12 protein-coding genes are annotated in these 12430 nt (G+C 63.5%); 6 read left to right on the forward strand and 6 right to left on the reverse strand.

Annotated features, from left to right (window positions below; translation table 11 throughout):
• Positions 1–28 precede the first annotated feature (28 nt).
• Complete coding sequence (locus tag OQE56_RS06145; RefSeq protein WP_267222578.1) at positions 29–1066, forward strand: type IV pilus twitching motility protein PilT; 1038 nt, start codon at positions 29–31, stop codon at positions 1064–1066.
• Between the two features lie 39 nt (positions 1067–1105).
• A complete protein-coding gene (locus tag OQE56_RS06150; protein ID WP_267222579.1) occupies positions 1106–2275 on the forward strand; it encodes a PilT/PilU family type 4a pilus ATPase in 1170 nt (389 codons plus the stop codon).
• A gap of 270 nt (positions 2276–2545) precedes the next feature.
• Here the strand turns inward: OQE56_RS06150 and OQE56_RS06155 are convergent, their stop codons facing one another.
• The 6 genes from OQE56_RS06155 to gshB form a co-directional block, all read right to left on the reverse strand.
• The gene (locus OQE56_RS06155) at positions 2546–4309 is read right to left on the reverse strand and encodes a hypothetical protein (RefSeq protein WP_267222581.1); all 1764 of its coding nucleotides are present in this window, start codon (positions 4307–4309) and stop codon (positions 2546–2548) included.
• Positions 4310–4525: 216 nt separating this feature from the next.
• Positions 4526–5452, reverse strand: a complete 927-nt coding sequence (locus OQE56_RS06160; protein WP_267222582.1) for an aspartate carbamoyltransferase catalytic subunit — start codon at positions 5450–5452, stop codon at positions 4526–4528.
• Between the two features lie 24 nt (positions 5453–5476).
• A complete protein-coding gene (ruvX, locus tag OQE56_RS06165) occupies positions 5477–5911 on the reverse strand; it encodes a Holliday junction resolvase RuvX (protein WP_267222583.1) in 435 nt (144 codons plus the stop codon).
• Positions 5908–6480: a YqgE/AlgH family protein gene (locus tag OQE56_RS06170; RefSeq protein WP_267222585.1), complete on the reverse strand. Its 573-nt coding sequence runs from the start codon at positions 6478–6480 to the stop codon at positions 5908–5910. The genes ruvX and OQE56_RS06170 overlap by 4 nt, the downstream gene beginning before the upstream one ends.
• A gap of 130 nt (positions 6481–6610) precedes the next feature.
• On the reverse strand, positions 6611–7474 hold the full coding sequence (locus tag OQE56_RS06175; RefSeq protein ID WP_267222586.1) for a cell envelope integrity TolA family protein: 864 nt from the start codon (positions 7472–7474) through the stop codon (positions 6611–6613).
• On the reverse strand, positions 7471–8448 hold the full coding sequence (gshB, locus tag OQE56_RS06180; RefSeq protein WP_267223379.1) for a glutathione synthase: 978 nt from the start codon (positions 8446–8448) through the stop codon (positions 7471–7473). The genes OQE56_RS06175 and gshB overlap by 4 nt, the downstream gene beginning before the upstream one ends.
• A 483-nt stretch (positions 8449–8931) precedes the next feature.
• Between gshB and OQE56_RS06185 the strand changes: the two genes are divergently transcribed.
• The 4 genes from OQE56_RS06185 to OQE56_RS06200 all read left to right on the forward strand — a co-directional run bounded on the left by OQE56_RS06185 (position 8932) and on the right by OQE56_RS06200 (position 12385).
• Positions 8932–9288: a response regulator gene (locus OQE56_RS06185; RefSeq protein WP_199096830.1), complete on the forward strand. Its 357-nt coding sequence runs from the start codon at positions 8932–8934 to the stop codon at positions 9286–9288.
• 30 nt (positions 9289–9318) lie between these two features.
• Positions 9319–9690: a response regulator gene (locus OQE56_RS06190; RefSeq protein WP_267222588.1), complete on the forward strand. Its 372-nt coding sequence runs from the start codon at positions 9319–9321 to the stop codon at positions 9688–9690.
• Positions 9691–9697: 7 nt separating this feature from the next.
• Complete coding sequence (locus tag OQE56_RS06195; RefSeq protein WP_267222590.1) at positions 9698–10237, forward strand: chemotaxis protein CheW; 540 nt, start codon at positions 9698–9700, stop codon at positions 10235–10237.
• Between the two features lie 117 nt (positions 10238–10354).
• Positions 10355–12385 (forward strand): methyl-accepting chemotaxis protein, encoded by a 2031-nt coding sequence (locus tag OQE56_RS06200; RefSeq protein ID WP_267222591.1) that lies wholly within the window; start codon positions 10355–10357, stop codon positions 12383–12385.
• Positions 12386–12430 lie beyond the last annotated feature (45 nt).

Below are 12430 nucleotides of genomic sequence, written 5' to 3' on the forward strand. Positions count from 1 at the left end.
CAGATGATTGGGTTGAGGGGAACGCCAGATGGATATCGCCGAACTGCTTGCCTTCTCGGTGAAGAACAAGGCCTCGGACTTGCACTTGTCCGCCGGCCTGCCGCCGATGATCCGCGTGGACGGCGACGTTCGCCGCATCAATATCCCCGCGCTCGAGCACAAGCAGGTTCACTCGCTGATCTACGACATCATGTCGGACAAGCAGCGCCGCGACTACGAAGAATTCCTTGAGGTCGACTTCTCGTTCGAGATTCCCGGCCTGGCGCGCTTCCGCGTCAACTCGTTCAACCAGAACCGCGGTGCCGGTGCGGTGTTCCGTACCATTCCTTCCGAAGTGCTCACGCTGGAAGATCTCGCTGCGCCGGCGGTGTTCCGTGACCTGATCGAGCAGCCGCAGGGGTTGATCCTGGTGACCGGGCCGACCGGTTCGGGCAAGTCGACCACGCTGGCGGCCATGGTCGACCACATCAACAAGAACGAATACGGCCACATCCTCACCATCGAGGACCCGATCGAATTCGTGCACACCTCGCAGAAGTGTCTGGTCAATCAGCGCGAAGTGCATCGCGATACCCATGGCTTCAACGAGGCGCTGCGTTCCGCGCTGCGTGAAGACCCGGACTACGTGCTCGTCGGCGAGTTGCGCGACCTTGAAACCATCCGTCTGGCGCTGACCGCTGCGGAAACCGGACACCTGGTGTTCGGCACCCTGCACACCAGTTCGGCCGCCAAGACCATCGACCGTATCATCGACGTGTTCCCCGCCGGCGAAAAGCCGATGGTGCGCTCGATGCTGTCCGAATCGCTGCGTGCGGTGATTTCGCAGTCACTGCTGAAGAAGGTGGGCGGCGGGCGTATCGCGGCGCACGAAATCATGGTCGGCATCCCCGCCATCCGTAACCTGATCCGCGAGGACAAGGTGGCGCAGATGTATTCGTCCATCCAGACCGGTCAGCAGTACGGTATGCAAACGTTGGACCAGAACCTGCAAGACCTGGTGAAGCGCGGCCTGGTGACTCGTCAGCAGGCGCTGGGCTATGCGCGTAACAAGGACATATTCAAGTAAGTGGTACATAGTTGGTGTTGAATCCCGGAGGTCCGTGCCATGAGTGATTTCGATTTCACCTCGTTCCTGAAACTGATGGTGCACAAGAAGGCATCGGACCTGTTCATCACGGCCGGTGTCGCACCGTCCATGAAAGTGCAGGGACGCATCGTGCCGATCACGCAGAGCCCACTGTCCGCGCAGCAGTCGCGCGACATGGTGCTCAACGTGATGACGCCTTCGCAGCGCGAGGAGTTTGAAAAAACCCACGAATGCCAGTTCGCCATTTCGGCGCAGGGCGTGGGCCGCTTCCGTGTGTCGTGCTTCTACCAGCGCAACTGCGTGGGCATGGTGCTTCGTCGCATCGAGTCGAAAATTCCCACCATCGAAGAGCTCAGCCTGCCACCGGTCATCAAGCAACTGGCGATGACCAAGCGCGGCATCATCATTTTCGTGGGTGGTACCGGTACCGGTAAATCGACCTCGCTGGCATCGATGATTGGTTACCGCAACGCCAATTCGACGGGCCACATCATCACCATCGAGGACCCGATCGAATACGTGCATAAGCACGAGGGCTGCATCATCACGCAGCGCGAGCTGGGTATCGATACCGACAGCTGGGACAACGCGCTGAAGAACACGCTGCGTCAGGCGCCCGACGTCATCATGATCGGCGAAGTGCGTACGCGCGAAACGATGGAACACGCGATCAACTTCTCCGAAACCGGTCACCTGTGCTTGTGCACGCTGCATGCGAACAACGCCAATCAGGCGATGGACCGCATCCTGCACTTCTTCCCTGAAGATCGGCGCTCGCAGTTGTTCATGGACTTGTCGCTCAACCTCAAGGGCGTCGTGGCGCAGCAGCTGATCCCCACGCCTGATGGCAAGGCGCGCCGCGTGGCGGTAGAAGTGCTGCTGGGCACGCCGCTGGTACAGGACTACATCCGCCAGGGCGAGATCCATAAGCTCAAGGAAGTGATGAAGGAATCCACCAACCTGGGTATGAAGACGTTCGACCAGAGCCTGGTCGAGCTCTATCACGCGGGTGAGATCTCCTACGAAGACGCCTTGCGCCACGCCGACAGCTCCAACGAAGTGCGCCTGCGCATCAAGCTTGCTCAGGGTGGCGACGCGCACACGCTGTCGCAGGGCCTGGATGGCGTGGAGCTGGAAGACACGCGTGATTCGCAGAACTTTGGCGGTGGTGGTTTGCTGCGCCGCTGACCGTTTCAAGTCATCGAGGTCCAGGAAGGAGCCCTACGGGCTCCTTCTTTTTTTGCGCTGGCGGGACATCACGAAAGCCTCAGGGCGCCGCAGAAAGGAGACCACCTGGGCCTGGTGAGGTAGTGATTCTGCTGGCCTGGACGCCTGGCCTGAACATCGTGCGCCAGCAGAGTCGCGCCACGCTGACCATCGGATCGCCGGCGACACGGCATAAAAAAACGGGGCGCCATGGCGCCCCGTTTTCACGACTGACAAAGGCAGGTCGCTGGATTACTTCAACTCGGTCTGGTTGCTGATCACCAGGCCCTTGCTATCCATGCGGATATCGCCACCGATCGATTTGATACGTGCTGCCTGGGCCTGCATTGACTCAAACTGCGCCTTGGAACGCTCGGCGGCGGCCTTCGCGGTGGCTTGTGCATCCGGATCGTTGGCATCGGCCGAGGCGGTGAGCTCGGCAATATGCTCGGCCTTCTGCGCCATGGCCTTCACCCAGGCCTGGTACATGTCGCCGTTGAGGCTCAGGCGGCCGAGGCGGCCGGCATCGCCGCTGGCGGCAGAGAGCATGTCGCCCAGCTTGGCGTCTTCACCCGTACCAACGGCAAGGGCCAGTGCCTTGGGGCCCATGGCAGCCCATACCGGTGTGCCGAGCGGGGCGGTGAACTCCGGCGGCATGGCGACCGGCTTGCCGTCCGCGGCGAGCTTGAACTGCTGAAGGCCCGGCATGACCGTCTGGGCCATCGCCAGCAGGCCGGCCGGATTGGACGTGCCGATGACAACGCGGCCGCTGAACTTGGGCATGCTGTCGTTGTTGCCGGGTTCGAAGCTATCCAGCGCCACGCGTGCGCCAAGCAGATCGCCCACCGGCGGTACGGCAGCCTGCTGCGCCATCAGGCCGATCTTGGCAAAGGTGTCATTGAGTTCCACCAGCGACGGGCAGGTGAATGGCTTGGCGGCGACGGCTTCTGCCTGAGCCGCCCAGAAGGTACGGAGCTGTGCGACGGGCAGGGCGAGGCTGATGTCGAACGGCGCGGTGCCAGAGGCGCCAAGGCCCGGCAGCTCCACCTTCAGGCCGGTGAAGGCCTTGGTGATGTCATCGGCCAGCGACACGTCCCAGCGGATGTCCTGGTGCTTCTGGTCGAGCTTGGTGTAGCCGAAGCTCAGCGCCGGCACGCGCGCGGCGATGCGGGTGGCTTCGCCTTCGCAGCTCGGCGAGACCTTCAGCTGGTTTTCCACCGGCTCGCCGGTCTTGGCCGATTCGCTTTCCGCGCGGGCCTTGATCAGTGCGTTGAACAGCGGGTCCTTGCCGCCGGCAGCGAGCGGCAGCAGGCGGGCGAGGTCCACCTGGCCGATGGCCCACGGCTGGTAATCCTTGTCCTTGGCCAGCTTGTCCAGGCGGCCATCGTCCTGCAGGTTCTTTGCCGGGCGATCCAGACCCAGAGCAAGACGCAGCGTGGCCTCGGGCGCGTCAGCGGGCAACAAGGCCGCGACCGCCTGCTTACCCACCACCGCCATCACCACCTGCAAGCCGGCGTCGGCGGAGACATGCTTGCGATAATTCAGGCCACCCAGGGTCGCGGTATCGAACGGCTTGCCGTAAGCGGCTTCCAGCCGGCCCACGAATGCGTCGAACGCCTTGGGGTCCACCAGTTCGAAACGTACGACCGGCGACAGGCCGAGACCGTAGAACGCTGAGCGGCCCTTGATGTTGAGGCCGGCATTCTGCGCGAACGACTCAATGGTCTTGCCGTCGAGCTCGGCGATGATGGCCTTGAGCAGGCGCGACGCATCCGGATCCTTCTCCGCCATGTCGTCGGCGGTGGAGCGCAGCTGGACAATCTCGCTCGGAAGCTGGGCATCAGCCTGAGCCAGCAGGGCCTTGCGCGTGTCGTCATCGAGCACGTCGAGGTTGGCTACTACGTAAGGCGTATCCGCCGGCACAAAGGCGAGGGGCGCGTCCTTGTCCTTGTGATGGCATGCAGCCAGCAGCAGGCCGGCAAAACCCAGCGCGGCAATGCGCGTCGTCGATCGCATGTCTATTCCCTTAAAAATGGTGAGGTGATATCTCGCCGCACATTATGCCTGCATTTCGTGACATATCGCGGCGCGCCACGGCTGTTCGGGCCGCGGCGTGGCACAGAGGTGACGCCGAAAAGTCTCGCTACTCCCTCACCGGCATCCCCGCGAGAGCGGGGATGCCGGTGAGGGAGGGTAGGAGTTCGAGGTCATCCGGAGATGTTGGAGCGGCTCTTAGCGGCCGAGTACTTCCGCCAGCACGGCCATGCGCACGAACACGCCATTGCCGACTTGTTCCAGGATGCGCGACTGCGGACCGTCGGCCACTTCCGAAGCGATCTCGATACCCCGGTTGAGCGGTCCCGGGTGCATCACCAGGGCGCCCTTGGCGGCGCGCTGCAGGCGGCGGTTGTCCAGGCCATAGCGGGTGAAGTAAGCCGCCTCGTCGGGCAGGTCGGTGGCGGCCATGCGTTCTTTCTGCAGGCGCAGCATGATCACGACGTCGGCGCCTTCAATGGCCGCGTCGAAGTCGTCGGTGATCACGCACTGAGGGAATTCGTCGGCCTCAGGCATCAATCCGCTGGGCGAGCAAAGGCGAACCTCCTTCGCGCCAAGCGCGGTCAGCGCGTGCACGTCCGAGCGCGCCACGCGTGAGTGCTTGACGTCGCCGCAGATCACCACGGTGAGCTTGCTGAAATCGGGACGATGCTGACGGATGGTCAATACGTCGAGCAGGCCCTGGGTCGGGTGCGCGCGATTGCCATCGCCGGCGTTGATCACCGACACGCCACTCATGGCATGGCGTACCAGTTCTTCCGGTGTGCCCGACTGCTTGTGGCGCACCACGATGGCGTCCAGATGCATTGCCTCCAGCGTGTGCAGCGTGTCGAACAACGCCTCGCCCTTGGCGGTGGAAGAGAAGCCGATGTCGAAGTTGATGACATCGGCGCCAAGACGGCGCGCCGCCAGTTCGAACGAGGTGCGCGTGCGCGTGGAGGGCTCGAAGAACAGGTTGAGGATGGTACGGCCCGACAGCGTGTCCAGCTTGCGCGTGCCATGGGCGCAACCGTCGCGCATGATCTCCGCGCGGTCGAGCAAGCGCTCGATGGTTTCGCGAGGGAGATGTTCGAGCGTGGTGAGGTGGCGCAGGCGTGGGCTCATGGCGGGCGGCGGTCCGTAGGGAGGTCAGTATCCGGTGGTTTCTGCCGAGGCCAGCCATCGTTCGAGGATGACGGCAGCGGCTTCAGCGTCGATCGTGGCGGCGTCGCGCTTCTTCTTCAGTCCGGCGGCGCGCGCGCTGGCGAAGCGCTGCGCGGCCTCCTGCGAACTGTAGCGCTCGTCGGTAAGTTCGGAGGGGAGGTTGTAGCGTTGGGCGACTTTGTCGGCGAAGCGGCGGGCGCGCTTGCTGGCTGGCTGCTCTTCGCCGTCGAGGGTCAGCGGCAGGCCGATCACCAGCGTGTCCGGCTGCCACTCCTTGTGCAGGGCATCCAGCCGGGACCAGTCGGGATCGCCATCGCGAACGGCAATGGCTGCAAGGCCGCGCGCGCTGCCGGTCAAACGATTGCCGACAGCAACGCCGATCAGCTTGCTGCCGACATCGAAACCGAACACACAGCTCATGCGTGCCCTGCGTAGCCGGGCAATTGCAGCGGATCGACGCCGACCAGACCGGCCGCGGCGCTCCAGCGCTCCTCCAGCGGGGTGTGGAATACCACCCGCTCGCTGGCCTCAACCGTAAGCCAGGTGTTGTCCTTGAGCTCCTGCTCGAGCTGGCCGGCGCTCCATCCCGCATAGCCCAGCGCCATCACGGCGAGGCGCGGACCCTCGCCATGAGCCATGGCGATCAGGATGTCGCGCGAGGTGGTCACTGACCACTCGGCGTTGATGCGGTAGCTGGATTCCCAGTGGCCAGGTTCGCGATGCAGTACGAAGCCGCGCTCCTGTTGCACGGGGCCACCGATGAGCACGGGGGCGTCAGCCAGTTCCAGGTCGTTGCATTCCAGCTTCATCTGGGCGAGTACGTCGCCCAATCGGTACTCGGAGAGCTGATTGACCAGCAGGCCGACCGCACCATCTTCATCGTGCTGGCAGATGAAGGCCACGCTGCGCGAAAACGGCGGCTCCGCCAGGCTGGGCATGGCGATCAGAAAGTGACCGGCGAGAGATGACGGGGGACTGGGAGCTGTCATGGCGCCATTGTATGCCCACTGGGGGAACGGATGGGCCCAAAAGGGAGCTAAAAAGAGGCGTGAGGCGTGAGAGAAGAGCGGTAGCTCTCTCTACTTTTCTCACTTCTCGTCACTCACTCCTCGCTTTTTCCTACCGGCTGCGCAGGATGTCATTGGGCATGAATTGCCACGTACGCGTGATATTCAGCTCGTCGATATGCTCCTTATCGACGGGCAACGCCGGGAACGGTGCGGCCAGACGCACGATGCGCTGAGCGGCGGCGTCCAGCAGCGGCTGGCCCGAGCTTTGCACCACTTCGATGCCCTTCACGGAGCCATCGCGGTTGAGGGTCACCGTCATGAGCACATCGCCATGCAGGCCGCGACGGCGTGCTTCGTTGGGGTAATTGAGGTTGCCCACACGCTCGACGCGATCCACCCAGCCGCGCATATACGCCGCGTAGGCGTACTCTTTGGTGTTGGACGAGATGAATTTCTTCTTCGGCCGCTTGGCGTATTGCTGGCTCTGGCTGCGCACCTCGGCGGCAAGCTGGGCCATCTCCTGCTTGCGCTTGATTTCGTCGGCCGACGGGAGGTCCTGCGGGGTCTGCTCCAGCTTGGCGCTGTCCGTGTTGACGCTGTAATGGCTGTTGCCGGTGGTGGTGAGCAGCTTGTCGTCGGTCGCTTCCTGTGGGCGCGGCGCGCCGGCTTCTACCGGCTGAGGGGCTACCCCATGCGTGGGCCGGGGCAGGGCGCCTGACACCGGCTGCGAGGGGCGGGCGGCCTTGTCGCTTTCACCGCCGCCGCTGTTGCTGGCCTGGGCCAGAAAGTCCGCCTTGTCGGGCGACTCGCGGTTGGCCACGTCCACCAGGGTGATGTCTAGCGTGGGCAGGCTGGGCCTGGACTTCACGTAGGTGAAGCCAATGCCAAGGATCAGCACGCCGTGCAGCAACAGCGAGAAAAGCATCGTGGCGCCGATCATGTCGGCGCCGGTGCGGACAGCAGGTTGGCTCACGCAGCGCGGTTTCCGGTTCGGTTCTGCTCGACGACGTCGAACAATTGGCCGGCAATATTAAGCCCGAATTGGGCGTCCAGTTCGCGCGCACACGTCGGCGATGTGACGTTGATCTCGGTGAGGTAATCGCCGATCACGTCCAGGCCCACGAACAGCAGGCCGCGCCGGCGCAGTTCGGGCGCCACCTGCGACACGATCCAGCGGTCCCGGTCGCTCAGCGGCACACCCACGCCACGGCCGCCGGCGGCCAGGTTGCCGCGGAAATCGCTGCCCTGCGGGATGCGTGCCAGGGCGTACGGCACCGGTTCGCCGTCCACCACCAGGATGCGCTTGTCGCCCGAGCTGATCTCGGGGATGAACTTCTGGGCCATGGTGAAGTGCTTGTGCTCCCCGTGCGGCCCCGCCGCGATCAGGGTTTCCAGCATGGAGTTGAGGTTGCTGTCCCCCGCCTTGACCCGGAAGATGCCGCGCCCGCCCATGCCATCCAGCGGCTTGAGCACCACCTCGCCATGAGTCGCCACGAAGGCGCGCAGATCGGCCGCGTCCCGGGTCACCAGGGTGGGGGCCATGCACTGGGGGAAATGCATGGCGAACAGCTTTTCGTTGCAGTCGCGCAGCGCCTGCGGGCGGTTGACCACGGTGACGCCGGCCCGCTCAGCCAGCTCCGCCACCATGGTGTCGTAGATGAACTGGGCGTCGACCGGAGGGTCTTTGCGCATCAGCACCACGTCCATCTCGCGCAGGTCGCGCCATTGCGGCTCTCCCAGCGTGTACCAGCCGGAGGCGTCTTCGCGCACGGAGAGCGGTGCCAGCCGGGCCCAGGGCTCGCCACTGCGGGCGGCCAGGTCGCCCTGTTCCATGTAGAACAGGCTGTGGCCACGCCGCTGGGCCTCCAGCAGCAGGGCAAACGTGGTGTCTTTGGCGATCTTGATCGAGCCGATCGGGTCCATCAGCACGGCGACCGAGAGGGTCATCGTCATTCTCCGGTAGTAGAGCTTCTTCACGATCTGGTCCTGGCACTGGGCCGGACAAGAGCGTGTTTGTACGGACCAGTGTCACGGGTGGCACCGGCTTCGGGGAGCGTGGAGTGTATGTCGATCGAGGGTCGGCGCACCGCCTTCCCTGGCAAGAGGCGGCCCAGAGATGGCGTTTACACAGGCATTGCCGGTCGGCCCCACGATCGGATTCACAACAGGGCAAACCACTCAATTCAATGACGTAGGACTCTTAACGTGAGATTCCAGCTTGACGTTAGAGCGGGCAGGCGGTAAACAGCAACGCACGAGTGCCTGCCGGCTGAATGGTTGCCGTACGTCGTATCGACAATACGGATTTTCTCCATATGGGACCGCTAGCCCAGAGTTAGTGGTCGCATGATTTCCTGAGCCTGGGGCGGGTCGCAGGGGGGTGTTGTGAACTTGAACATAAGTGGAAATGGCCTGGCCGGCCTCAAGGTCATGGTTATCGACGACTCGAAAACCATTCGTCGAACCGCCGAAACCCTGCTGAAGAAAGAGGGTTGCGACGTGCTCACGGCGGTGGACGGTTTCGAGGCGCTCGCCAAGATCTCCGACCAGAAGCCCGCGATCATCTTCGTCGACATCATGATGCCGCGCCTCGACGGCTATCAGACCTGCGCGCTGATCAAGAACAATCCGCAGTTCCGCGGAACGCCCGTGATCATGCTGAGCTCGAAAGATGGTCTGTTCGACAAGGCACGCGGCCGCATCGTCGGCGCCGAACAATATTTGACCAAGCCGTTCACACGAGATGAGCTGCTTGGCGCTATCCATAGACATGTCTGCACGGTGTAAGGCCGGCGACTACAGGGTCTAGGGGGACCTGTGGCCAATATTCTGATAATTGACGATTCACCGACCGACGTGCGCGTGTTCACCACGCTGCTGGAGCGTGCGGGTTACAAGGTCGACTCGGTTGGCAACGCCGAGGACGGCATCGAACGCGTGCGCGCTGCGAAGCCGGACCTGGTCATCATGGACGTCATCATGCCCGGCATGAATGGCTTTCAGGCCACGCGTACGCTTACGCGCGACCCGGAAACGTCGAACGTTCCCATCGTGATGATTACCACCAAGTCGATGGAAACCGATCGAGTGTGGGGCCTCCGTCAGGGGGCGCGCGCGTTTATCACCAAGCCGGTCAACGAAAAAGACCTGCTGGCCTGCATCAACGATCTGCTTCCCAGCGCTGCATGAGGCCAGAATGAGCCAGACCGCCTCGCTCACGCCCTTCGAACTCCTTGCGCATTACGAGCGGCTGTCGCTGGCTCACGCCTCCGGTACGCCGGAGAAGCTGGAGGCCCCTGGCCTCTGGCGCGGCATTGGTTTTCGCGCCGGCAGTCGTCTGTTCGTCAGCGGCATCGACGAGATCAGCGAATTGCTTGCCGTACCCTCGCTGACGCCGGTGCCTGGCACCCAGGCATGGCTGCTGGGCGTGGCGAACGTGCGCGGCAACCTGGTGCCGGTGATCGATCTGGCCCGCTTCCTGTTTGGTGATCGCACGCAGTCCACTGAACGTACGCGCCTGCTGGTAGTACGTCAGGGCGGCGGTAGCGTGGCGCTGATGGTGGACGAGGTCTTCGGTCAGCGCACGGTGGATACCGAGCAGCGCCGCAATGCCGAGCAAGAGGACGATCCGCGCCTGACGCGCTTCGTCGAGGATCGCGTAGGCGAGCCGCAGCTGGCCATGTTCAACATGGGCAAGCTGGTGCGTGCGCCGGACTTCCGTCAGGCTGCAGCCTGACGAGCAACAGATTGGACGACAAGTAGGGCCGGTGCCGTTCGAGGCCGGAATCAGGGCGATGATCCGAAGCCTTTGCCGGCAACAGCGGCGGGGGTGTAGACGGGCGAGGTGAACGAAATGAGCACTACAGGGGGCGTGGGCAAAGAGCGAGGCTATACAAGCCTCATCATTGCACTGGTCATCGCGTTCGGTTTTACGGGTGTGGACTTCATCATGCTCACGCTGCGGGGTCGTGAAGACTCCCAGGCCGTGGGTCTGACGACCCAGATTCAGGTGTTGTCGCAGCAGACGGCGAAATATGCCCTCGAAGCGGCGGACGGTAACGTCGACTCGTTCAAAGAGTTGGAAACCAACCGCAATGCGATCGACTCGGCGGTGCAGCGTCTGGCCAAGGGCGACGAGAAGGGCGGCCTGAAGCCCTACGCCGACAACAACGCCTCTGCTGCCGGCCGCGCCGCTACCGCCCTGGGCAATGCGTGGGGTCAGCTCGACGCCGACATCGGCAAGATCCTGTCCAACAAGGCGCTGGTGGTGGATTCGGCGCAACGCGCCGGCACGCTGTCGCGCGATCTGCCCCTGCTCAACTCGAGCATGGAGCAGGTGGTGAACATCCTTCAGCAGCGCGGCGGTAGCGCGGAGCAGACCTATACCTCTGCCCGCCAGATGCTGCTGGCCGACCGTATGATCCGCCGAGTGCAGGAAGTGCTGCAGGGTGGCGACGCCTCGCAGCCTGCCGCCGACGGCCTGGCCCGCGACGGCCAGTTGTACGGCTCGGTGCTCAAGGGTCTGCTCGAAGGCAACACCGAAGTGGGCGTGCGCGCCATGGGTGACACCAACGCGCGCAAGATCCTCAGCGACATGCAGACGCAGTGGGAGAACCTGCAGGATCCGGTCGGCAAGCTGGTCGGTGCGGCAGGTAACCTCAGCGACGTGAAGCGCGCAGGCAACCAGGCCTCGCTGGATTCGCAGAACGTATTGCTGCGCGCCAACGAACTGGCTGACCAGATCAGCAAGCTGCCGACTCGCAGGTTGTTCCCCAACCTGTGGTGGGGCGTGCTCGGTGCTATCGGCGCGGCGGCCTTCCTGATCGTGCTGGTGGTGCAGCTGGTGGCTGACCAACGCCGCCGCTTCCAGGACTCGGCCGAACTCAACCAGCGTAACCAGGAGGCCATCATGCGCCTGCTGGACGAAATGGGTTCGCTCGCCGAAGGTGACCTGACCGTCAAAACCACGGTGACCGAAGACATCACGGGCGCCATCGCCGACTCCGTGAACTACGCCATCGACGAGTTGCGCACCCTGGTGACGACGATTAACGAAACGTCGGAACAGGTGTCGTCCTCCGCCCAGGAAACGCAGACCACTGCGCGTCACCTGGCCGAGTCCGCGCAGCATCAGGCGCAGCGGATCAGCACCGCGACCACCGCGATCAACCAGATCGCGAGTCTGATGGATACCGTGTCGAAGGACTCCGCCGAATCGGCCGACGTGGCCGAACGCTCGGTGAAAATCGCTTCGCGCGGTGCCGAGGTGGTGCGCGAAACGATTTCGGGCATGGACTCGATCCGCGATCAGATCCAGGAAACGTCGAAGCGAATCAAGCGACTGGGTGAATCGTCGCAGGAAATCGGCTCCATCGTGGAACTGATTAACGACATTGCCGAGCAGACCAACATCCTCGCCTTGAACGCCGCCATTCAGGCTGCTTCGGCGGGTGAAGCGGGTCGCGGTTTCGCGGTCGTGGCGGACGAAGTGCAGCGACTCGCAGAACGCTCTGCGAGCGCCACGAAGCGAATCGAAACGCTGGTGCAGACCATTCAGTCCGACACCAACGAAGCGGTGAACTCGATGGAACAGACCACCGCCGAAGTGGTGGCCGGTGCCCGACTCGCGGAAGACGCGGGTAGTGCGCTGGGTGACATCGAGCGCGTGTCGCACGATCTGTCCGCGCTGATTCAGAACATTTCCACCCAGGCGCGCCAGCAGTCGACCGCCGCTACCGATATTTCGGTGTCGATGAATGCGATCCAGGAAATCACCTCGCAGACCTCACAAGGCGCAAGCCAGACGGCCGACTCGATCGGTTACCTGGCCCAGCTGGCGAGTGACCTGCGGCGCTCGGTGGCTCACTTCAAGCTGCCGGGTTGAAAGAGCTGGCTAACAACGTTTTTCACAGGGGGCAACCTCGCCGGT

Origin of the sequence: Dyella silvae, assembly GCF_026421305.1 — a bacterium.
In the GTDB taxonomy this organism is placed as follows: domain Bacteria; phylum Pseudomonadota; class Gammaproteobacteria; order Xanthomonadales; family Rhodanobacteraceae; genus Dyella; species Dyella silvae.